The following is a 21,563-nucleotide window of genomic DNA, read 5'->3' on the forward strand; positions in this document are numbered from 1 at the left end:
CCACCAGTATATGGGCGTCGAATCCGTACCCCCGGGTATGCACGTCGTCGTCCTCGGCGGTGGCTACGCCGGACTGACGCTGGCACGGCTGCTCGAGAGTGACCTGCCAGACGGAGCCGAGTTGACGCTGGTCGACCGGACGCCCGATCACCTCGTCCAGCACGAACTCCACCGGGTGATCAGGCGGCCGGAACTCGCAGACGCCATCACCGTCTCCCTACCCGCTGTCCTCGAGCGAACCGCGGTTCGGGTCGCCACGGTGACGGAAATAGACCGAGAAAACCGGGTCGTCTCCCTTTCGAGTGGCGACCTCGCGTACGACGTCGCGGCGATCTGTCTCGGGGCTCGAACGGCCTACCACGGCCTCGAGGGCGTTCGCGAACACGCGATTCCACTCAAACGGTTGCGACACGCGAATCGGATTCGAAAGCGCGTTCGAGAACTCTGTCGCAGCGACCGCGAGCAGCCACGGATCGTCGTCGGCGGTGCCGGCCTCTCTGGAATCCAGGTCGCGGGCGAACTGGCCGAACTCGTCCGCGAGGAAGAGAGCCGGGAAACGGAGATAACGCTGCTCGAGCAACGGGAGTCTGTCGCACCGAGTTTCCCGCCGAACTTCCAGCGGGCAGTCCGAGAAACGCTCGAGGCACAGGGAATCGAGGTCAGGACGCGAGCGACAGTGAGCAAGGCGACCGACGAGCACGTCGTCCTCGAGTCGGGAGAGACGGTTCCCTACGACGAGTTCGTCTGGACCGGCGGTATCCGCGGCCCGGACCTGCTTGCGGGCGAGCGGCCGGCGGTCGAGAGCGACCTGCGACTCGACGACCGGACCTTCGTCCTCGGGGACGCGGCCCGGGTCGTCGACGCCGAAGAGGAGTTCGTCCCCGCGAGCGCACAGTCCGCAGTCCGGGAAGCGCGGACTGTCGCGACGAACGTCACGCGAGTCGTCGAGCGAGAACTCGAGGGCGAGAGCAGCGAGGACGTCGCCTTCGAGTCGTTCACGTTCGACAGCCCGGGGTGGCTGGTCAGCGTCGGTGACGACGCCGTCGCACAGGTCGGCCCCGCCGTCGTCACGGGGCGGGCCGCGAAGACGCTAAAGTCGACCGTCGGGCTGGGATACCTCTCGTCTGTGGGGGCGACGGGAACCGCCCTCCAGCGGGTACGCGGGGAGTTCGACTCCTACTGACGGACTGGTGGGCCTCACCGATCCGCTTACAGCGGTAGTGAGGCGAAAACCCACCCGTTTACGGCAGGTCTTCGAGCAGTTCTCGCGTCGTTTCCCTCGAGAACGCTTTGATCGTCTCGGAGCTTACGTTCCCTTGCTCGGTGACGGCGAGTATTGCCTTGGCAGCCGCCTCGTCGTCTGGAAAGTCGCCGATCGTAATCGTGTCGTACTGGCCCATCAACATGAAGAAATCGTGGAGTTCACCGCCCATCTCTTCGAACGTCTCTTCGAGTTGATCGACGCGGTCAGGGCTATCTTCTTCCAAGGAGAGAATCCCGTCGTTTACGACGGGCGTGAATCCGACACCGCCGACACAGACCACGTTCAGCAGCTATACGGATACGCTCATGGGTAGAGGATTGTTGGTCAGCCCGCAGCAGTAGCTGAAAGTCGTAGCGGGCAAGGGTGGCGCGTTCGCGCCACCCGACGAAAGCATGATTCCACTCAAGACGTTCGTCTCGGAGCGTCGCGCCGCGAACCTGCTCCGACAGGTTCGCTGGCGTGACGGCGTCTATTGCCCACGCTGCCGTGCCGAATCCGCGATTCGGTACGGCAGCTATCGGGTGTTTCAGCGATATCGCTGTAAGAATTGCGACCGCACGTTCACCGATCAGACCGGCACCGTCTTTGAACACTCAGCGGTCGAACTCAGGAAGTGGTTTCTCGCCGTCTACACCTACATCCGCTTCAACACCAGTCTTCGGCAGTTAGACGTAGAGATTGATGTCTCCTACAAAACAGTGTACCGGCGCGTCCAGCGCTTCCTGCGAGCGCTGGACGCGCCTCAGCCACAACTCGAAGGACCAGTCGAGATTGACGAACTGTACGTGAAAGCCGGACTCAAAGGCCGCGAGCGCGACCGTCCGTCGCGCTCGCGTGGCCTATCCACGCGCGGAAGAGGATCGTACGAACAGGACAAGCTACCCGTGTTCATTCTGGCTGATCGCGGCACTGGCGACCGCTACGTGATCCCAGCGAAAGCCGCTGATGAATCGACGATTCGACTCCTCCTTGCTGACCGTAAAGAGGAGTCGCTCACGGTCTATACCGACGGCTTTCGAGCGTACGAACCGCTTGATGAGGACGACGCATTCGACCGCGAATACGTCGTCCACGGCGACGGCGAATACGCCGATGGAGACGTTCACGTCAATACCTGCGAGAGCCACGGATCGCTGGCGCGATCCTGGCTCTCGCCCCATCGAGGCGTCTCCAAGGACAAGCTCACGCCGTATCTCCGAGCCTTCCAGCTCCGTCGCCGCGTGTATCGAAAACCGGGAAAAGAAGCGCTGAAAACCATCCTCAAAACTGCGCTATGAGTCACCAACAATCTCCGCCACAAGAGCGACCAGCAAATATCCCAACCCAGCGGTACGGTGCCGTGGGAAGCCTCGCCGTTCACGGCGAGGAGGAGGTCACCCCTGATCGATTCGACCCCTTGTTCCGTGAACTGCCACAGCGTGACGTGCGTTGGCATGCCGGACGCTGCCGACGGCCAGCGAAATAAAACTACCAGGCACACGGTTCGGTACCGCCGCGACCGGTAGTTTCCCCGAACCGGCCACTACGTCCAGCGATCCAGTCCCGTCTGGGTGACGCTTTCCTCGATGCGTTCGAAACCGCGGGCGACCTCGTCGGGGTCGACCGTCCACTCCTCGCAGACGTACTCGCGGGCCGCCTCGAGGTCCGGATCGAGCGTCGTGTCGAACTCGTAGTCGTCGGTGACGTTCGGGTCCCTGAAGAGTTGACGGACGCGGTCGCCGTACTCGACGCTGTCGCCACGCGCCTCGAGGACGCTCCAGAGATCGCCGTGTTCGGTGATCTCAGCAATCGCCGTCTTCGGTCCGATCCCCGAGACGCCCTCGTTGAAGTCCGTCCCGATGAGGATGGCGGCGTCGATCAGTTGCTCGAGGGTGAGATCGTGGTGCTCGAGGGTCGCCTCGAGGTCCATCAGTTCGAGATCGCCCTTGCTCGTCAGTTGGCGCAGCGTCAGCGGTGCACCAAAGAGCAAGGCGTCGTAGTCTTCGGAGCCGACGTAGTCGGCGTCGCCGTGCCGGACCATGTGGGCCGCCTGTGCCTCCCCCTCCGCGGGTGCCTCGACGATCGGCACGTCCAGCAGCCGGAGGAGTTCACGGCTGGTCTCCTGGATCGTCTCCGTCAACCGCTGGGTCCGAGACTCCAGCTGTGCGATGGCGAGTTCGTCACCCTCCTCGCGGGCGGTCTCGAGTTGTTCTTCGTACGTGCGGCGCTGCTCGCGGCGGGACTCGATCTCGTCCTCCTTCAGTTCCGAGGGACCGCCGTCGAAGACCATCACGGGCGTGACGTCGTTCTCGAAGAACTTCGGCAGCCCCTGGACGATGCCGACGAGGTTTGCGACCTCCGTCCCGTCGGCGGTCGTGTAGATGTCGCTGTTCGTCCACTTGACGGTCGTCGTCAGGTATCGGTAGAGCCAGTTGTGGGCGTCGACGGCGACCACTCCCTCTACCTCGGAGAAGGGAACCTCCTCGATGACCGCGATATCACGAAGTGCAGCGTTTCCCATTGGGGGCAATAGGTAGGACTGGGTTTTGAATCGTTGGCTTCCCGGTTCGTGTTCACCTCGGACTCGCTCCGTCACTCCTCGTCCGTCTCGGGTGGATCGCTACCCCGTCGGTCCTCGAGAAACGTCTCCTCCTCGAGTGAGAGGTCGCGCTCGCGAAACTCCTCGAGACCACGCTGATAGGCGTCTCGTTCGCCGATCCAGTCTTCGGGCCGCGGATACTCGAGCACGAGTTCGGCGATCCCCGTCGTCTCGCCCGTGTAGCCGAAGCCAGCGCGGTAGAGCGCCTCGTAGGCGAATGGGTTGTTGACGGCGATCCGGAGCCGCTCGTAGCCGCGCTCGAGCGCCTGGTCTCGGACGCGTCGGACCAGCTGGGGACCGATCCCCTCGCCGCGTCGGTCGCGGGCGACCGTGACGTATCGCAGCCACAGCGTCTCCTCGTCCGTCCGGTCCTCGTTGAACGCGACGGCGGCGACGAGCGAGCCGTCGTCTCGAGCGACGGCCTTCCCGGTGTTCGTCATGACGAACTTGCCGGCGTAGCTGAACCGTTCGTGATCGAGTCGGAGCTTCGGGCCGTCGGGCGGCCACCCGAGTACGTCGTACTCCACGGCGGTCGTTCGCTTGCCAGCTACTAAGGCTCACGCGTTGGGGCACTCGATGCAACCGAGACGAAATGTCGACCGCTCGAGTCACTTTTTTGTCCGGTTGCCCCGTAGGATCACGTGATGTCTGACGAAGAGCTGCTCGAGATCGAACTCGAACAGTCCACTGAAGACGTCGCCGACCGCCTCCGTGAACTCGCGGACGCACTCGAGAACGACGAAGAACTGACACTCGCCGACGATACCGTCTCGGTGACCGTTCCCTCCCCGACCGACGACCTCGAGTACGAACTCGAACTCGAACTCGACAGCGACGACGAGTTCGAACTGGAGATCGAACTCGAGTGGACGGTCGACGACTCCGAATCGGAACTCGAGGTCGACGACTCGGATGGAGACACGGCAACTGACCACAGCTAACGCGCCAGAATCGTTTTTGTAACCGCGTCGTTCACAACGGTCGTCTGTTACGGAACTGCGAGCAGAAAGCTCCCGTCATACGGAATGCTGTCCCGATGTCCCGGCGCAACCGCAGGAGTGCGCGGTCGCACCAGAACTGACTTCCAGCAAACCGTATCAGTGCGAGGACGATCTCAACGACTGGAACAGGAGCGGGTCTCCGTCACGGCCATCGAGGTCCGAGTCGGTCAGCGGTTTCCCGTCGGTCACCTCGTCCTCACGATCGGCGACTCGAGTGTCGCCGACCAAGAGACTGCCTCGAGCGCGACGACGCAGGCCAGTTGTCGGTATCCGTCTCGCCGTCGGCGACGCGGTTCCCGTCCCGGTTGAACTCGAAGTCGTCGGTCGGGACCGCAGCCAGACCCCACGACCGGTGGTCCGAATCATCTCGCTTCTCTCCTCGTATCGCGTCTCGCTCGTTGAGACGCCGTCGCGGTTGCGGGCGTCGGCAGATGCACGGACGGTCGTGCAAGGGTTTTGGAGAGCCCAACAGTCGAACACGGCAAACGGCAATCAGCGTTAACTGGCCGTGTTTCAGATACACGACTAGTGCTTGAGAGTGAACCGACCGCAGCGAAACCCCTGAACGGGTCTCTCTGGGAAACGAACGATACGATCACGACGACGACCGAACAGTGGTTCGAGAGCATCGAGGCCGTTCAGATGGCCCTCGAGACAGTCACCTCGCTCGAGGGTCGACTCGTCGTCAGTCTCGTAATGGTGTTGCTCGCGACGGCAATCGGTTTCGTCGTCGGGCCGAAGGTCGTCGACCGGACGACCGAGTTCGTCGTACAAACGGTTCGCGAAACCGAGGCCGGGACCGTCCTCGACGCCGTCGAAGAACTGATCGACGTTCCGTTTCCGATGAAAGCGGTCGTTCGACTCCTCCAGGCCGTCGTCGTCGTGGTGACCGGCCTTTCTCTCCTCGTCGTCTGGGGGTTCGCAGACATCGCGAGGGATCTCCTGTCGGCTTTCGCATCCGCCCTCCCGCACCTCTTTCGGGTCTTGCTGACGGTCGGCATCCTGGTCGGTGCGCTCGTCGGCACCCGCTACCTCGAGCAGCAACTCGAGGAGTGGCTCGCCGACGCGAACTACGTTACGGCCCATCAGGAGGAAGTCGTTTACCGAGTGCTACAGGTTGTCATCTTCACCGCCGCCGGCATCGCGGCACTCTCCCTGTGGAACGTCAACCTCGGCGGGCTACTGGTCGGTGCCGGATTCCTCGGTATCGTCCTGGGTATGGCCGCCCAACACACTCTCGGATCGCTCATCGCTGGCTTCGTGCTGATGTTCTCCCGACCGTTCGAGATCGGTGACTGGGTCCAGATCGACGACTACGAGGGAATGGTCGTCGACATTACGATCATCAACACGCGCCTGCGCAGTTTCGACGGCGAAATCGTCGTCCTCCCGAACGACAACGTCTCGACCAGTACGATCGTCAACCGGAGCAAGCGCGATCGACTCCGACTCAGACTCGAGGTCGGTGTCGACTACGAGACTGATCTCGATCGAGCAGAGGAGATCACGATCGAATCGATCGAGAACGTCGAAGACGTCGCGCCAGCGCCGAAACCACAGGTCGTCCCCACCGAGTTTGGCGACTCGGCGATCACCCTCGAGTGTCGATTCTGGATCGAGAACCCGAACGCACACAAGAAGTGGACGACGATCCAGTCGGTCGTCCACGAGATCAAGACGGCATACGACCGCGAGGAAATCGGAATCCCATACCCACAACGAGAACTCAGTTCGCGGACAAATGCGGGCTTCCGGATTGAAGACGGAGTCGAACGCAACGATGAAGCGGTTACGTACTCCGAACCGGAGTGATACAGACCGACAGCGCATGCCTCGTCTCCACGTGAGTGACGACTGTTCCGACGCTCTGTCGATCAGTTCGATATCGGCACCTACACGAACAAGCACGACTTTGAGAACCATATCAAGAGTGGTATTTTCGGGGTCAACTCATCTAACTCGCTTGCTGAACTTGTCGAGAAAACAGCGACACGTGACCAACTCACGGAAATGACTGCCTCGACGTTCTCCCGCCGAACGAACGACTGCGACTATCGCGCGGTCGTTCGTGTCTTCTTCGAGCTGCCCCATTCTTCTCGCGTCGTTACACACTCGGTAGCCTTATCAAGTCGAAATGGGACAGGTCGAAAAGTGGTTTCAGACCGTCTCGATGCGGATCGACCGCTTTCACTCCTTCTGCCGGGGCTGTCCGGCCAGTGCAAGACACTGGCCCAGACGCTTCAGACACCACTCCAACTATGACCGACCGAATCAAGCGCTCAATGGCCGAACGCCAGCCGAAGAGGTGCTAAACTAGACAGTCTCTCTGTTGCTCGCAGTAGAAATGCGCGGACCGGGATTTGAACCCGGGCCATGAGCTTGGAAGGCTCAGGTCCTACCACTAGACCATCCGCGCGCACTCTTACGTTTTCACTTCGCGTTTAAGACTCTTCCTTTTTTCCTCGAGACTGTGGCCTTCCCTCACTCCGGGCTCACAACCGTGGCGTAGCAGTTCCCGCTCGAGAGTTCCCACTCGAGCAACGCCAGATCGCTCGCCTCGAGGTCGCGTTCGAAGTCCTCGGGCGCGTAGATGTGATAGAAGCGATCGACAGTTTCGCTGCCGGGGAGAGTCCACTCGATTGTGGTGTCGAAGCTCTCGGTCGCATCGAATCGATCGTGAGCGGTCGACCACGCGCTGACGAGTGCCCGGCCATCGGGGTCGAGGACCCGTGCGAGTTCGTCGAGGCTGGCCCGCCGTGCGGTTTCCGAGGGGAGGTGGTGCAGCGTCGCGACGTAGACCGCGAGGTCGATGCTGTCTTCAGTCAGCGGGAGTGTCGTCGCATCGGCCTGACAGAGTTCGACCGCGAACGATCGCTCGCGGCCGCGTTCACGGCCCGTTTCGAGCAGGCCGCGGCTGACGTCGACGCCGACGACCGTCTCGAGGTCGGCACCGTAGAGCAGTTCGGCGTGTCTGCAGTTGCCACAGCCGAGGTCGAGACCGACCGTGTGGGTCTCGCCAGCGGTTTCGTCGACGAACGTCTCGACTTCGGGCCAGGCGTACTCTCGCGTCGCAGCGAAGTGTGTGGCGATGCGGTCGTAGGTGTCCCGGACGGTTGCCCGAGTGGGCTGTCCGCAACTTTTCGTCCCCGCTCGACGCGTCGCATCGGCCTGGTCGTCACCCATCGGCCGGAACTCCTCGTCGGCGGTGCAAAAATCGTTCGTCCCGAATCGGCGGTCGATTGATCGGGGTTTCGGCTGCACACCCCGATGCCCTCGAGCGGAAACAGTTCATTTCATCGACTAGTCGTGCGTTACGTTCATACGGTGGGAACGCCAACCCCTAGGTACGGAATGAGGCGCGAGCACTTCACGCTAGATGTCAGCAACGTCGACTGGGTCGACGAAGACGGTGAGCCGGAAAAGCCCGTCGTATCGATCGATTTCACTGGCCCAGTCGCGGCACTCCGCGAGCGCCTTACTGGTCCCGACGACGACGTACTCGAGGCTGGTGAGACTGACGTTGCGCTCCGGCTCCAAGAGCCGCTCGGGACCGATGCCGCCGGCGTGGTGAGCGTGACCAACCGCGTCACTGGCGAGTTCATTCTCGAACTCAACGAGGACGCCAGTGACGTCGTGCGGTTCATCCGTGCAGCCCGCGGCTACGGTGAAGCGGCGACCGACGACGAAGGCCGCTACGAGGTCGAGATTTCACTCGAGAGTGAGCCGTTCGTCGCCTACGACAAGCAGACGTTTCTGGTCTACGACGACAAGGGGAGCTTGCTCCGCCAGCATAGCCTGATCCCGAGCGGCGTCGAACTGTAGTATCGGTCGAGTGTCGACTGGTGGGTCGAATCGCACGACAGGCTCGACATCGGACCGGTTCTGATACGGTTTGCTGTCAGCCAGTTCCGGTGCGACCGCGCGCTCCTGCGGTCGCGCCGGTAAACCGGTACAACAGTCCGTATGGAAGAACCGAGTTCCCAGCAGGCTGGACGGATCGCCAATTATAAGTATTTTAGGCGTCCCTAAACCGCATGTGCGCCGGCAAACGCCGGAGTCGACAATGGCAGAGGGACAACTACGTGCGCCGACCGAGGAACCGACGGGGTCATCGCGGACGACCGAGGAGGTCGTCTTGGAACTCGACGAAATCGGGAAACAGTACGGCTCCGAAGAGGTGATCTCGGACCTGTCGTTGTCGGTCCACGACGGTGAGATCCTGACGCTTCTGGGTCCGTCGGGCTGTGGTAAGACGACGACGCTTCGGCTTATCGCCGGCCTCGAGCGGCCCGACGTCGGTCAGGTCCGACTCGACGCCGAGTCAGTCGCGGGCGACTGTCGCTTCGTTCCGCCCGAAGAACGCGGCGTCGGAGTCGTTTTTCAGGAGTTCGCACTCTTTCCCCATCTCACCGCGCGCGAGAACGTCGCTTTCGGCCTGCAGGAGTGGGCCGACGAGGAACGTGACGCTCGCGTCACTGAGTTGCTCGAACTCGTTGGGCTCGAGGATCATGGCGACGATTACCCGGAGGAGCTTTCGGGCGGACAGCAACAACGGGTCGCGCTCGCTCGGTCGCTGGCACCGGAACCCGAGATGCTGTTGCTCGACGAACCGTTCTCGAATCTGGACGTCGACCTCCGGGTGGAGATGCGTGAGGAAGTCCGACGGATCATCAAGGAGACGGGAGTTACCGCCATCTCCGTGACACACGACCAAGAAGAAGCACTCTCCATCTCCGACCGGGTCGCCGTGATGAACGAGGGAGACATCGAACAGATCGACACGCCCGAACGGGTCTTTCAACACCCCAAATCGCGGTTCGTCGCTGGGTTTCTGGGCCACGCTAGTTTCGTCTCGGGGACGGTCCACGGCGACCACGTCGAGACCGCGCTCGGGCGCGTCCTCCGGGACGACGTTCACGGACTCGCCCAGCAGTACGACAGGACGGCTATCGACCTGCTCGTCCGGCCGGACGACGTGACGGCCTTCTCGGCGGACGACTCGGAGTCGAACGGTCGTGTCATCTACCGGCGCTACCTCGGTCCGACGGTCCTCTATCGGGTCGAACTCGACTCCGGTGAAACCATCGAGTGTATGCACAACCACTCCGACCGAATCGAACTCGACAAACGCGTCGCCGTCCGAGTTACTGCCGACCACGAACTGGCCTGGTTCCCCGCGGGCCAGCGCTATCGCGACGTCACCGTTGCAGACGATTGACTGGCGCGTCTTCTTCCGGCTTTGTCCCGTGCTGAACGACGAGCGACAACGACAAACGACGAAACCGATACTGCCTTTCGGCGTAGTTCAGCGCCGATATCGAACCGCGTCTCTGCTCGAGTAGCCACAGTGACGCGACAGAAACACGACAGATGAGATGGGGTCGTGAGATGAGGCGGTCGGGTTCCTACAGCGCGAGGAAGACGAGCCACGGGACGATAAACAGTGCGACCGTCAGCAGGACCAAAACGAGGAGATAGCCTGCGATCGTTCCGGCGGCCGCGGCCCAGGACGGATGCTCGAATTCGTTGAGGTCGACTGTCATGGGCGTATCGACCATCCAGCAGCGTATAAACGTACTGGAACGGGCACTGAAGAGCAACTGGTTCATCGTTTCGTCCAGTTTTCCGCCGATCGGTCGATTTCTCCCTTGGCGACATATGCGTCAACGAAACAGTTCAATCGCCCGCTAATCGAGATATAAGTTGGTGCTCGTGGAGCACACGCACGAGCGTATGATACCGACTGCACGAAGCAACTGTCCTCGACGGTTGCCGTTCGGCGGGAGCGGCAACGAAACGGACAGCGCAGGTTCGCTGTCGAAGACGCCTCACGACGCACCGGCGAGGGAGTCATGACGACAACGAGACCGAGCGCCCTCGCGATTGCCTTGGCGACGCTCGTGGTCGTTTCGGGCGTCGGAGCGGGCCTGGCCGCTGCAGGAACGACCGCCGTCGACGATCGACCGACGAACGATGCCGTCGCAGCAGTTGTCGACGACGCGTCTGCTAACAGTTCGTTTACAGCGTATGCCCAAGAGGGAACGATCGTCCTCGATAGCGACCACGACGATCCAATCCTCCTCCCGGAGAGCGAAGAAGACGAGCCACGACCCGAAGACGCGCCCGAAGACGTCGAATGGGAAGACGACTCGTTCGTCGTCGACGCCGACGTCGACCTCGAGGACGAAACGTGGGAGGCCGACACCGAGAACGCTTCCATCCCGTTGATCACCTCTTACAGAGTCGACGCGGATCGCGCCGAAGTGCAGATGAGCGTGCCCGACGGATTCCAGGGAACGATCGATCCCGATACCGGCGAGATGACGGCCGAGGCCGTTTTCGAGATCGAGGCTGCGGTTATCGGGCCGCTGTTCGGTCTCGGCCCCGATTCGACCTGCGTTACCGAGACCGAACTCGAGATGACGACCGAGACCAGTGACAACGGTCTTAGCGGCGAGTCGCTCGAGACCGATTCGGACGGAAACACCGCCACCGCGTTGCTCGTCGACGACACCTTCACCGTCCCCGGCTTCGAGGCTACCGACGGCGTCGGTGCCGTCTGTGACTCCGCGTCCGACACGTACGGTATCCCCGCCGAAGAACCGGGAGACAACGAGTTCGAACTCGAGTTCTGGTTCGATCTCGACGATCTCGGGGAGTTGGCGGAGGCCGGACACGACGACTAGTGGCGGGCCAAACCTGAACTGATGGGTCGAATCTGGCGGTGTGACCCGATTCGACCCGTCAGTCGACGGTTGGGACGGTACTAGTGGCGGCCACGCCTGCACTGCGGGGTCGAATCTGGCGGTGTGGCTCAATTCGCCCTGCCAGTCGACGCTTGGGACGGTACGAGCGGTGAGACGCGTCTTTCAGACCGGTACTCGTTTCTCTCCCCCGTCCGATAGACGGCGTATGGCAACTGCTGTGCTGTTCGACCTCGACGATACCCTCTACTCCTATCCGCCGTGTAACCGTGCGGGCAAGGAGGCCGCGAGGGAAGCGACTCGGGAGCGCGGCTACGCATTCGACGCCCCAGAGTTCGAGGCGTTCTATCAGATCGGCCGCGAGGAGGTCAAACGTCACCTCTCGGGGACCGCCGCCTCGCACGAGCGCCTGCTGTATTTCAAGCACGCCCTCGAGGATCACACTGGTAGCCCGCAACCGGCCGACGCGCTCGCGATCGGGGACGCGTACTGGGAGGGATTCCTCGAGGCGATGGAGCCGTTCCCCGACACCGTGGAGACGCTCGAGACGCTCCGCGACCGTGGTATCGACGTCGCGATCGTGACGAACCTCACGACCCGGATACAGCTCCGGAAACTCGAGCGACTCGGCATCGCCGATCACGTCGATCTGTTGTTGACCTCCGAGGAAGTCGGCCGAGAGAAGCCCGACTCGGTGCTGTTCACCCTCCCGCTGGCCCGACTCGATCGCCGCGCTTCGGAGATTGTGATGGTCGGCAACTCTGTCTCCTCGGATATCGTCGGCGCGAACGCGGTCGGGATCGAGACCGTGCTGTTCAACGGGGACGTCGACGATCCGGCGTCACTCGAGGGTCGACGGGAACCCGATCACAGGATAGATGCGCTCGGGGCGGTAATCGATCTGGTATGACCGAGGCGGAACTTCTGGTGAGTGAGTGTCGGGCCGTCGTCGATCACGCGATCGAACTTGCCGATCTTACCCCGGGTCGGACGGGGAATCTGAGCGTTCGTGGCGAGCCCGGAGGTGATGGCGGTAGCGACAGTGGCCCGGGAAACGCCTTCGCGATCACTCCGACTGGCGTCCCCTACGACGCGTTCGATCCTGGAGACGTGCCGGTTGTCGACATCGGTACCGAAGGTGGGCAACTCGCCGGCGAAATGACACCGAGCAGCGAAGTGCCGATGCATACGGCGATCTATCGGCGCGAAGACGTCGGTGCGATCGTCCATACCCATTCGCCGTGGGCGACCGCGCTCGCCGTCGCAAACGAACCGCTGCCGCCGATCCACTACATGATCGTCGCCGTCGGCAAAAGCGTCCCCGTCGCAGAGTACGCACCCTACGGCACCGACGACCTCGCGGCGAACATCGTCGCCGCGATGGACGAGGCCGACTCGACCGCCGCGCTCATCGAGAACCACGGCCTCGTCGTCACCGCGCCCGACCTCCCAACCGCGCTCGAGAACACCCATCACGTCGAAAGCCTCGCGCGGCTTTACCTCGAGACGAAATCCGCGGGGCTGGAGCCCCAGACGCTGTCGGACGAGCAACTCGAGACGGTACTCGAGCAGTTCGAGTCCTACGGGCAGTGATCAGAGGTACGGCCGGAACAAATCGTCGTCGTGCAGATCTTCTGGGAGCGCCTCAAACCACCGCGCTGCGGCGATCTCGTCGCGATCGACGCCCAGTTGGTCGGCGTCGGGGATCGGTCCGTCGGCGCTGGCGTCGAACAGGACGAACTCCGCGCGGAACCGGACGTCGGGTTCGGACTCGGCGACGTAGATCTGATCGACGACCAGAATCGGATCGTCGATCGTTGCCTCGAGGCCCGTCTCTTCGTACACTTCGCGTCGTGCGGCCTCGGCGGGCGTTTCGTCCAGTTCGACCGCGCCACCAGGCGCGATCCAGCCGTCCGACCAGCCGTTCTTGACGAGGGCGATTCGGCCGTCGGAGTCCGTGACGCGAGCAGCGGCCGTCAGCCCGGTTCCGCTGGTTGCCCACTCTCGGTACGTCTCGACTCTGGCGGGCGGAACGGAGACCGTCTGTGTCTCCCGGGGCACGTCGGGTGAAACGCGGGACTCCATTCGTGACTGATATGTTTCAGTACAACCAATGATAAAGAACGCGAAAGAACTCTCGAGTTGCGGACGCCCAGTTCTACGTCGTCTCGGCCGCGTCGAACCCCTCTTCGAACCGGAAGACGCCGTTTCGCTGGATTACCTCGCCGTCGATTTCGACGACCGACTCCTCGCTGGCGTCGACGATAAGGTCCGCGTGGATCGCGCTCTCGTTGAACGGACGACCTTCGGGGACACACTCGTCCATCGCGTTTCCGAGCGCGACGTGTAGCGTATCGCCCATCTTCTCGTCGAAGAGGACGTTGTTCGTCGCTCGCTCGATGCCGCGGTTCATCCCGAATCCGAGTTCGCCGACGCGACGCGCACCCGCGTCGGTTTCCAGCATCGATTCCAGTGCTGCTTCGTTCCGGCTCGCCTCGTAGTCGATCACGACGCCGTCCTCGAACTCGAGGCGAACGTCTCGAATCTCGTGGCTGTTCCGGAACAGGGGGACATCGAACGCGATCTCGCCGTCGACGCTGTCGGGAACGGGCGACGTCGCGACCTCTCCACCCGGCATGTTCTCTTCGCCTGCGTCGTTGAGCGTTCCCATTCCCGAAATCGAGAGCCGAAGATCGGTCGTCTCTCCGGAGCGGATGCGGACTTCCTCGGCCGACTCGAGAATCTCGACTAGCTGGCGCTGGCGCTCCCGCTGGACCTCCCAGTCCCTGTCGATGGCGTCGTAGACGTAGTCGGCCCAGCCGGCAGTGCTCATCTCCGCTCGCTGTGCGCCGGCTGGCACGGGGTGTTGCGTCATGACCCACCGGGTATCGAGTCGCTCCTCGAGGACGGGGTGGCGAGCACGGCTGGCTGCGGCTTTCGTCTCGCCGTCCACGTCCGATCCCTCGGCCGCGTTCCGGGCCGCCCTGATCAGGATGACGACATCCGTTTCGGCCATCGCCGCGAGTTTGTGGTCGGCCGTCCGGTAGTCGTCGGGGTCGATCGCCCGGTCGTAGGCCCGTCTGGCCCGCCAGTTGAGCCACTCCGTTCGCGGGCACGCGCCTCGAGCCCCGAGTTCCTCGTAGAGAGCGACGACGAGGTCCTCGGCGACAGTGGGTGCGCGAACGAGCACGTCGTCGTCCGAGCCAACGTCTGTACAGTAGTCGACGAGAATCTCGGCGTGTCGTCTGATCCGTTCGTCCATACTCGTTGGATAGTCAACGTGTACAAATAGGTCGGCCAGGCACGGTGGAAGTGAAACTGAAAGGTGCCGACTCGAAAGCGCGTTCCGGGTATTTTTTACCGAGTGACTGGCTATAGCCCTGCAATGACGAGAATCGTCGTGGTGGACAACCACGGGCAGTTCACGCACTTAGAGCAACGGGCGCTTCGTGACCTCGGCGTCGACACCGAGTTGATCGACAACGACACGCCACCCGAGGATGTCGACGCCGACGGCGTTGTCCTCTCCGGCGGCCCGGATATGGACCGGACCGGGAAGTCGGCTGACTATCTCACCGCCGACGTGCCCGTCCTCGGTATTTGTCTCGGGATGCAACTGATCGCGGCGGAACTGGGCGGCCGCGTTGGCGGCGGCGAGTACGGCGGCTACGCCGACGTCACCGTCGACGTCGTCGACGAGGACGATCCCCTCACTGGCTCTTTGCACCCCGAAACTCGAGTCTGGGCGAGCCACGCCGACGAGGTCAAAGAACTCCCCGACGGATTCGAATTGACCGCGAAAAGCGACGTCTGTGACGTCGAGGCGATGAGCGACACCGACCGCGACCTCTACGGCGTCCAGTGGCACCCCGAAGTCGCTCACACCGAGGAGGGCGAGGAACTCTTCGAGAACTTCCTCGAGATCTGTGAGTCGGCCTGAACTCGAGGCAGTGTTTCGCTTCGTGTCTGTGTCTGTCTTTTCTCGTCGAGCAAACGAAGGTTCCGTGCCTGTCGCATTGCCGTAAAATCCGTCGTGCAGAATCCGGTGCCGTGCCGACGATGCCAGACTCCACGTCGTCTTTCTGTCTCGCTCGTGGCTCACTGCGTCCGGCCGTTCGCCCCCGCGACACGGGGGGCTTTGTTCGTTCCGAACGAAAAGAGCTGTCACCCCGTCGCTACTGCCAGGAACTCGCCGTCAGATCGACTCCGAGTACAAAGTCACCTTCCTCGGTGAGGTCGACGCCAGCGTAGGCGGCGTCGGTGACGTGTCGAACCGTCTCGGGGATCACCACCCGAGTTTCGTCGGCCCCGATATCGGCGGCGTCGCGTGCGATCGCAGCGAACAGCGTCCGTGCCGCGTCGACGTCTTCCCACGCACTGACGCCGTACTCGGCCCACGTCCGCGTCTCGCCGTCTTTCTCGCGGTCGTAGCTTCGCGTCCGGTAGGCCGCGGCCGCGACCCCGCCCTCTCGTTCGACTGCGAAGACGGCCGTCTCGTCTGCGAACCGGTCGAAGTCCTCGCGGGCCAGTTCCCTGAGCGCCCATGTCTCCTCGGGAGCGAGCCCGATCCCGTCGAGGTGGCCGCGTGCCTCGCTGTGGGTCCAGTAGCGCCACGCAGCGGCGGGATCGTTCGTGACCCGCGTCCCGGTGTCCAGTCCGGAAGCATCCCGGGAGTCTGGCGTCGGCTGTGCGAACCGAAACTCCGTGACCGGTTCGTAACCGTTCGAACGTGCCGATCCGAGTGAAGGCGTATTCCAGGAGTGGATCATCGCACGACCGACTGTCGCGCCGCGGTCGCTGGCCCACTCGAAACAGGCCTCGGTCAACTCGCGGCTAAGCCCCCGCCCGCGGTAGTCGACCGCGACGCGAAGCCCCTGGAACCAGGCCTCATCGTCGGTGAGCAACACTGCCTGGACGATCCCGACCGGCGTTCCGTCGTCGACGGCGAGAAACGTCTTCTTCTCGTCGCGTTCGTCTTCGCCCTCGAGCCAGTCGTGGTAAATTTCGGGGATGTAGTCCCCACCACGATCGGGCCAGATGTCCCCGGTGAACGCGGCGACGCCATCGTAGTCGTCAGGGACCGCTCGTCTGATTTCGATGCCGCTGTCGCTGTCCGTCCCGTGATCTCTCTTCGACGTCATCGTTATTCCCAGGGCACCGATCGTTCCTGCAGTTCGCCAGCGAGCGACGTTTCCATCGTCTCCGCGACGCTCTCGGCGTTCTCGAGAGCCCACATCAGTTTGACCTTCGCCGTTCCCGGCACGGTGTCGCCGGCTTCGATCACGCCTGCCTCGAGCAGGTCGCGGCCGGTGTCGTAGACCCGGTCACAGATTCGGCCCTCGAGACACTGGCTCGTCATCACGACGGTCGTTCCGCCCTCGACGAGTTCTTCGATCCGTGGGATGAAATCGGTGTGGACGTGGCCGAGTCCGGTCCCCTCGAGGATCAGGCCCGCTGACCCCTCGGCGACGTCGAGGAAAGCGGGGTCCATTCCCGGCGTGAACTTGAGCAGTTCGACGTCCTCCGAGAGGCCGTCGGCGAGTGAGAGATCGCGTTCATCTCGGTGCTGATACTTCCGGTGGAACTGCACCGTCTCGCTCTCGTAATCGACGTCTCCCAGCGGCTCCGCGCCGACGGTCTCGAACGCGTCGCGTCGCGAGGTGTGGTTCTTCCGGACCCGCGTACCGCGGTGGAGGGCACAGACGTCGTCGCTCTCGGAGGCGTGCATACAGACAAGCACCTCCGCACAGTCACTCTTTGCTGCCTCGACGGCACAGACGGCGTTCATCACGTTGTCCGAGGAAGGGCGGTCCGCCGACCGCTGGGAGCCAGTGAAGACGATCGGTACCGGTGTCTCGAGCATGAACGCGAGTGCAGAGGCGGAGTACTGCATCGTGTCGGTACCGTGCATGACGACGACGCCGTCCGCGCCGTTCTCGATCTCCTCGTGGACCGCCCGGGCGAGGTCCTGCCAGATCGGCGGTTCCATGTTCTCCGAGAGGATATTCGCAACGACCCGGCCGCGGTAGTTCGCACGGCCCGCGAGGTCGGGCACCGCTCGCAGGACGTCCTCGGCGTCGAACTGTGCCGTCACCGCGCCGGTCCGATAGTCGACGGTCGAGGCGATCGTACCGCCGGTCGAGATCAGCGAGATCGTCGGCAGTTCCTCGTCGAACTCGATTTCCGACTCGCCGCCGTCGCCCGTGCTGTCGGTGCCGTCGATCTCGTAGACATCTTCCGCGAGGACGGCCACCTCGGCACCCCCCCGGTCGACACCGACGTTGTATCCGCCCTCGAGTTTGACGACGAGTTGGTCGTCGTCGCTCGAGGGGAGCAACACGCCTTCGAACGTGCGATCGTCCCGATCGACGCGAACGCGATCGCCTGGTTTCATAGGTCAGCATTGCGGGCCATCGGACTTGAAGGCACGCTTTCCGACCGCCAGTCACGTCAGGAAGCCGACGACGACCAGTCCGAGTCCGATCAACAGGAGAATAGCCCCAAGAAGCGCCGTCAACAGACGAATCGACGCGAGTTCGTTCTCGTCGAGGTCGAGCCGGGGATAGAACCGACGCCCAGCCCCCAGAAGTCCAGCGGCGACGGCGACTACGACGACGCCGAGAACGATCAGTTCCGTGCTCACTGTCTGCGCTACCAGCCCGCTCGTCATAAAACGCCGGTCGCGTCGTCAGATATCGAAGCGCTCGTCCCACTGTCTGCCCGATCGATGACGTCGTTCACTCCCGGGTCCCTGTTCGAGGGAAAGGTCCATGATACCAGCCATGCACTACTAGGGTATGAGCGACCGCTCGGACGAACTAACCGAGAGCCAAAGCCCCGGGTCCACCGACGACCTCCTCGAGGAGACGGATCGCCTGCTCGAGGAGACTGGGGGAGAGCCGGGCGCTGATTCGGGAGCCGGGCCGGCTGCCTCCTCGACGGAGCCCTCTGGACGCGAGCAGGTCGACCCAAGTCAAGAGAGTGCCGCCGACGCGTCCGGCCGCTCCTGGCTCTCTCGGCTAGTTCCAGATCGTCCGTCGCTGTCGGTTCCCCGTGAAGACCTTTTCTCCCCGAAGGCATTTCTCGCGTTCGTCGCGCTCGTCAGCGTCGGGCTGTTCGCCGGGAACGCGTTGATCCCCGTCGCCGGACGACTGATCGGGATGTTCGCCATCGCCTTCCTGGTCGGACTGGCGACGAGCAAACGACGCTATCTCGAGATGACGACCGCAGGCGTCGCTTCGGGCGGCGCGACTTCGCTCCTGATCGACCCCTGGTTCGTCGCAGCCGGCCTCGGGACGCGAGTGCTCGCCGTCGGCGCGGCGACCGGTCTCGTCGCTGCACTCGCCGGCTACTACTTCGGTCGTGACTTGCGTGCGGGACTCGCTCGCGACGTCGAGTGACGACAGCAGCCACCGACAGTCAGTGCGTCCCCAATACGAGAGTGGTGTAACCGGTCTGCAGACGGTGTCAGTTGTTACTACACGAGTTCAGCTCCCAGCCGCGTTCAGTGCGCTGGACGATTCCGTCGTCGGCCATCGCCTCGAGTAACTCGGCGACAACCTCGCGGGGCGCGTCGACATCCCGGCTGAGTTCACCGACCGACTTGGGCTCCGAACGAACACTCGCGAGCAGATCCGCGTAGATCCGGCTCTCCGGGCCGGCCCCGACCGTCTCCGAGATGCGATCGAGAACGTCACAGAGCCGTCCCTGCACCCAACGCTGGGCCAGCGAGAGTTCGTTCTCGAGTTGTTCGAGTTCGTCGAGTACCTCGAGCAACTCGTCGAGATTGTCGGTCCCGCCAGGATCGACCTCCAGCGAGAGGTGTGGACAGGTCGTAATGTCGAAACTGTTGTTCGCAGGATAGGCGCTCTTGCTCGCGAACCCGTACGGCGAGACGCTCACCTCGAGGCGGACGTTTCGGGCGATGTGGAAGTACTTCCGGCGCTGATCGTCGATCCGACTCTCGATCAGGCCAGCCTCCTCGAGTTTCCGCAGGTGCTCGATGACTGCCTTGGGACTCACGCCGAGGTACTCGGAGATTTCGGTGACGTAGCAGGGCTTCCGGGCGAGTAATCGGAGAATCCGGCGTCGATTCTCGTTTCCCAGTAAATCCAGCAACGCGGCGGAGTCCATCGCCGACAGGTATGGTTTCGGTGCTGAAAAGGGTGTCTGCTCGCGCTGGCTGTCGTTTTGTCCCTGGGGCAGTGATCGACAGAAAAAGCAGGCCACACACCTCGAAGTCTCGAACCATCCGACCTCGAGGGGGCTTACCGAGTGTGTTCGCGGTCGTCGCCACCGCTCTGGCCCGGCGACTCGCCGTCGTCACCGCTCTGGCCCGGCGACTCGCCGTCGTCACCACTCTGCCCCGGCGACTCGCCGTCGTCACCGCTTTGGCCCGGCGACTCGCCGTCGTCACCGCTCTGGCCCGGCGACTCGCCGTCGTCACCACTCTGGCCCGGCGACTCGCCGTCGTCACCACTCTGCCCCGGCGACTCGCCGTCGGCTTCCTCTCCTGAGTCGGCATCGGTGCCTTCGTTCGGGTCCGCAGGTGTCGTCTCGTTTCCGCCCGACTCCGACTCGTTACCGGCTGGACCGTGGTCAGGCATCTCGTCGACACCGCCAGGGGCCGTGCCGTTCTGTGCCGGACCATCTCCGGCTCCCGGAGCAGCGTCGTCGTTCTGCCCAGGCGGTGTCGCGGTACCGTTCTGCCCAGGCGGTGTCATACCCTGTCCGGGGGTTTCGTTCGCAGTATTGCGGTCGGTCGGTGGCCCCATCGCCACCCCTCCTGACTGGCGATCGAGTCCAGGAACCGATCGTGCAACCGCGTTTACCTCGGCGTTTACAAGTCCCGACGTGTTCCGCTCGAGCGTCTCGAGGCGGTCTTTGCCGAGATCGGTAGCCGCTGCACGGGGTTTCGTTCGCTCGATTTCGTGCTCGAGGGCGTTTATCTCGACTGCCAACTTCGCCATCCGGGCCTGGTACGCTGTCGGCGTTTCGTTCGTCTCTTGCAGATCGCGAAGCGCCGCTTGCTCGGACTCGAGTCGTTCGACCTCGCTCTCGAGGGCCGTCGTGCGGTCGGCGACGAGATCGGCTCGTCGTTCCTCGGGTGACTGTTCGTAGCTCACGTCGAACAGTTGTGATTCGATCGAGTGTTCGGCGTCGGCGGCAGTCATCTGCATGACCGTCCCGACGGTCGCGTTGCTCTCGGATGCGTCGGGTTCGACACTGGTGCTCGAGTTCGCTACAGCACCGGCAGCGACCGACGTGATCGCGAGCCCGACGACGGCGACGACCGCGAGGAGAGCGACCGTCCGAGTCGTAGTCATCGACCGACGTTATTTCTGGAACAAGTTAAAAAGGCGAATAGTCGTTCGGACAGTTTAGTTAGGTCAATCGACGTTCGAAAATCTAGCCAAGCGTTTATGCTGGCTGTAGAGGCAGTCGTTCGGTTCGTCGAGGCCTCGAGACTCGTCGGGGTGCCTGTAGTCATCGTCGGCGTACCCGCGCCCGAAGCGGGCACACCGAGACACCGGTACAGCAACCCATTCCAGGTGTGTGTGGTGGAGTTCGATGTAACGCGCCACAAATAGTTATATACTTCCAGTTCATGTGTATTGTTACCATGTTCGAGGTGTTCTCCCGTAGCTACTATCTCGGACGACTCTACGTAACGCCGACGGACGAAAACCGCGCGTTCATCCACAGCGACCAGCACCAACGCATCAACGAAGAAGTGTACGCGACAGGGGACGGAATCGAACGGCTCGACTCGCCGCTGGTGATGAAACTCGAGTCGCGGCACTTCCCCGTCCACGGGGACGAGAGGGTGCCCGCGAACACGCTCGCGGTTCCCGAGTCGATGTTAGCGGACGTCGACGTGCGGAACCCACCGTCGCTCCGCGAGGTGTTTCTGGCCCGTCGAGAACGGGCACAGCAGTTGCTGTCTTTCGTCGGAAGTGCGGTCTCCGTCGACGACTATTCGAGCGCCGGTACCTAGAAGTACTCTCGCTTCGCCT

Annotated in this window: 24 protein-coding genes, 1 tRNA gene and 1 pseudogene; 13 read left to right on the plus strand and 13 right to left on the minus strand. The window is 63.0% G+C overall.

Features of this window, described 5'->3' with window-relative positions; all coding sequences use genetic code 11:
* The first annotated feature begins 37 nt into the window (after positions 1-37).
* Complete coding sequence (locus tag NATGR_RS03455) at positions 38-1,183, plus strand: NAD(P)/FAD-dependent oxidoreductase (protein ID WP_005581469.1); 1,146 nt, start codon at positions 38-40, stop codon at positions 1,181-1,183.
* A 58-nt stretch (positions 1,184-1,241) separates the two neighbouring features.
* On the opposite strand, the gene NATGR_RS03460 is transcribed toward NATGR_RS03455, so the two are convergent.
* Positions 1,242-1,544, minus strand: a complete 303-nt coding sequence (locus NATGR_RS03460; protein WP_005581468.1) for a GYD domain-containing protein — start codon at positions 1,542-1,544, stop codon at positions 1,242-1,244.
* Positions 1,545-1,656: 112 nt separating this feature from the next.
* On the opposite strand from NATGR_RS03460, the gene NATGR_RS03465 reads away from it, so the two are divergent.
* Entirely contained in the window at positions 1,657-2,541 is an 885-nt protein-coding gene (locus tag NATGR_RS03465) for an IS1595-like element ISNagr6 family transposase (protein WP_015233291.1), read from the plus strand.
* Positions 2,542-2,786: 245 nt separating this feature from the next.
* Here the strand turns inward: NATGR_RS03465 and fen are convergent, their stop codons facing one another.
* Together fen and NATGR_RS03475 are read right to left on the minus strand one after the other, a co-directional pair.
* Positions 2,787-3,764, minus strand: a complete 978-nt coding sequence (gene fen / locus NATGR_RS03470) for a flap endonuclease-1 (RefSeq protein ID WP_005581460.1) — start codon at positions 3,762-3,764, stop codon at positions 2,787-2,789.
* Positions 3,765-3,835: 71 nt separating this feature from the next.
* Positions 3,836-4,369 (minus strand): GNAT family N-acetyltransferase, encoded by a 534-nt coding sequence (locus tag NATGR_RS03475; RefSeq protein WP_005581458.1) that lies wholly within the window; start codon positions 4,367-4,369, stop codon positions 3,836-3,838.
* A gap of 117 nt (positions 4,370-4,486) precedes the next feature.
* On the opposite strand from NATGR_RS03475, the gene NATGR_RS03480 reads away from it, so the two are divergent.
* From NATGR_RS03480 to NATGR_RS18700, 3 genes and pseudogenes are all read left to right on the plus strand, one after another.
* Positions 4,487-4,783 carry an amphi-Trp domain-containing protein gene (locus NATGR_RS03480; RefSeq protein WP_005581456.1) on the plus strand — a complete coding sequence of 99 codons (297 nt, stop codon included), beginning with the start codon at positions 4,487-4,489 and terminating at the stop codon, positions 4,781-4,783.
* A 588-nt stretch (positions 4,784-5,371) separates the two neighbouring features.
* A complete protein-coding gene (locus NATGR_RS03490) occupies positions 5,372-6,655 on the plus strand; it encodes a mechanosensitive ion channel family protein (protein WP_005581453.1) in 1,284 nt (427 codons plus the stop codon).
* Between the two features lie 331 nt (positions 6,656-6,986).
* A pseudogene (locus NATGR_RS18700) lies at positions 6,987-7,160 on the plus strand (IS6 family transposase); the annotation flags it as partial.
* A gap of 28 nt (positions 7,161-7,188) precedes the next feature.
* Here the strand turns inward: NATGR_RS18700 and NATGR_RS03495 are convergent.
* Both NATGR_RS03495 and NATGR_RS03500 read right to left on the minus strand, forming a co-directional pair.
* Positions 7,189-7,259, minus strand: a tRNA-Gly gene (locus tag NATGR_RS03495).
* 65 nt (positions 7,260-7,324) lie between these two features.
* Entirely contained in the window at positions 7,325-8,026 is a 702-nt protein-coding gene (locus tag NATGR_RS03500; RefSeq protein ID WP_015233292.1) for a class I SAM-dependent methyltransferase, read from the minus strand.
* A gap of 168 nt (positions 8,027-8,194) precedes the next feature.
* Here NATGR_RS03500 and NATGR_RS03505 point away from each other — a divergent pair, with 168 nt between their 5' ends.
* Together NATGR_RS03505 and NATGR_RS03510 are read left to right on the plus strand one after the other, a co-directional pair.
* Positions 8,195-8,665 carry a DUF5793 family protein gene (locus NATGR_RS03505; protein WP_005581450.1) on the plus strand — a complete coding sequence of 157 codons (471 nt, stop codon included), beginning with the start codon at positions 8,195-8,197 and terminating at the stop codon, positions 8,663-8,665.
* A gap of 241 nt (positions 8,666-8,906) precedes the next feature.
* Positions 8,907-10,061, plus strand: a complete 1,155-nt coding sequence (locus NATGR_RS03510) for an ABC transporter ATP-binding protein (RefSeq protein ID WP_005581449.1) — start codon at positions 8,907-8,909, stop codon at positions 10,059-10,061.
* Between the two features lie 187 nt (positions 10,062-10,248).
* Here the strand turns inward: NATGR_RS03510 and NATGR_RS19835 are convergent, their stop codons facing one another.
* The gene (locus NATGR_RS19835) at positions 10,249-10,386 is read right to left on the minus strand and encodes a hypothetical protein (protein WP_005581448.1); all 138 of its coding nucleotides are present in this window, start codon (positions 10,384-10,386) and stop codon (positions 10,249-10,251) included.
* Positions 10,387-10,695: 309 nt separating this feature from the next.
* Between NATGR_RS19835 and NATGR_RS03515 the strand changes: the two genes are divergently transcribed.
* From NATGR_RS03515 to NATGR_RS03525, 3 genes are all read left to right on the plus strand, one after another.
* Entirely contained in the window at positions 10,696-11,529 is an 834-nt protein-coding gene (locus NATGR_RS03515; protein ID WP_005581447.1) for a hypothetical protein, read from the plus strand.
* Between the two features lie 226 nt (positions 11,530-11,755).
* Complete coding sequence (locus tag NATGR_RS03520; protein ID WP_005581446.1) at positions 11,756-12,457, plus strand: HAD family hydrolase; 702 nt, start codon at positions 11,756-11,758, stop codon at positions 12,455-12,457.
* Entirely contained in the window at positions 12,454-13,140 is a 687-nt protein-coding gene (locus tag NATGR_RS03525; protein WP_005581445.1) for a class II aldolase/adducin family protein, read from the plus strand. The genes NATGR_RS03520 and NATGR_RS03525 overlap by 4 nt, the downstream gene beginning before the upstream one ends.
* Here the strand turns inward: NATGR_RS03525 and NATGR_RS03530 are convergent, their stop codons facing one another.
* Both NATGR_RS03530 and NATGR_RS03535 read right to left on the minus strand, forming a co-directional pair.
* A complete protein-coding gene (locus NATGR_RS03530; protein ID WP_005581444.1) occupies positions 13,141-13,632 on the minus strand; it encodes an NUDIX hydrolase in 492 nt (163 codons plus the stop codon). It lies immediately after the preceding gene.
* Between the two features lie 73 nt (positions 13,633-13,705).
* Positions 13,706-14,809, minus strand: coding sequence for an aminopeptidase (locus NATGR_RS03535; protein WP_005581442.1), 1,104 nt, complete (start codon positions 14,807-14,809; stop codon positions 13,706-13,708).
* Positions 14,810-14,932: 123 nt separating this feature from the next.
* On the opposite strand from NATGR_RS03535, the gene NATGR_RS03540 reads away from it, so the two are divergent.
* Positions 14,933-15,487: a GMP synthase subunit A gene (locus NATGR_RS03540; protein ID WP_005581441.1), complete on the plus strand. Its 555-nt coding sequence runs from the start codon at positions 14,933-14,935 to the stop codon at positions 15,485-15,487.
* Between the two features lie 235 nt (positions 15,488-15,722).
* Here the strand turns inward: NATGR_RS03540 and NATGR_RS03545 are convergent, their stop codons facing one another.
* From NATGR_RS03545 to NATGR_RS03555, 3 genes are read right to left on the minus strand one after another with little or no spacing between them, the layout of a single operon-like run.
* A complete protein-coding gene (locus tag NATGR_RS03545) occupies positions 15,723-16,688 on the minus strand; it encodes a GNAT family N-acetyltransferase (protein ID WP_005581439.1) in 966 nt (321 codons plus the stop codon).
* Between the two features lie 2 nt (positions 16,689-16,690).
* A complete protein-coding gene (gene gatD, locus NATGR_RS03550; protein WP_005581438.1) occupies positions 16,691-17,941 on the minus strand; it encodes a Glu-tRNA(Gln) amidotransferase subunit GatD in 1,251 nt (416 codons plus the stop codon).
* Positions 17,942-17,992: 51 nt separating this feature from the next.
* Positions 17,993-18,217: a hypothetical protein gene (locus tag NATGR_RS03555; protein ID WP_005581437.1), complete on the minus strand. Its 225-nt coding sequence runs from the start codon at positions 18,215-18,217 to the stop codon at positions 17,993-17,995.
* A 127-nt stretch (positions 18,218-18,344) separates the two neighbouring features.
* Between NATGR_RS03555 and NATGR_RS03560 the strand changes: the two genes are divergently transcribed.
* Positions 18,345-18,947 carry a hypothetical protein gene (locus tag NATGR_RS03560; RefSeq protein WP_005581436.1) on the plus strand — a complete coding sequence of 201 codons (603 nt, stop codon included), beginning with the start codon at positions 18,345-18,347 and terminating at the stop codon, positions 18,945-18,947.
* A gap of 67 nt (positions 18,948-19,014) precedes the next feature.
* On the opposite strand, the gene NATGR_RS03565 is transcribed toward NATGR_RS03560, so the two are convergent.
* Together NATGR_RS03565 and NATGR_RS03570 are read right to left on the minus strand one after the other, a co-directional pair.
* Positions 19,015-19,680, minus strand: coding sequence for an ArsR/SmtB family transcription factor (locus NATGR_RS03565; RefSeq protein WP_005581435.1), 666 nt, complete (start codon positions 19,678-19,680; stop codon positions 19,015-19,017).
* A 134-nt stretch (positions 19,681-19,814) separates the two neighbouring features.
* Positions 19,815-20,873, minus strand: a complete 1,059-nt coding sequence (locus NATGR_RS03570) for a hypothetical protein (protein WP_005581434.1) — start codon at positions 20,871-20,873, stop codon at positions 19,815-19,817.
* Between the two features lie 296 nt (positions 20,874-21,169).
* On the opposite strand from NATGR_RS03570, the gene NATGR_RS03575 reads away from it, so the two are divergent.
* Positions 21,170-21,544: a DUF5802 family protein gene (locus NATGR_RS03575; RefSeq protein ID WP_005581433.1), complete on the plus strand. Its 375-nt coding sequence runs from the start codon at positions 21,170-21,172 to the stop codon at positions 21,542-21,544.
* Positions 21,545-21,563: the final 19 nt, after the last annotated feature.

It is taken from the genome of Natronobacterium gregoryi SP2 (assembly GCF_000230715.2).
Lineage (GTDB): Archaea > Halobacteriota > Halobacteria > Halobacteriales > Natrialbaceae > Natronobacterium > Natronobacterium gregoryi.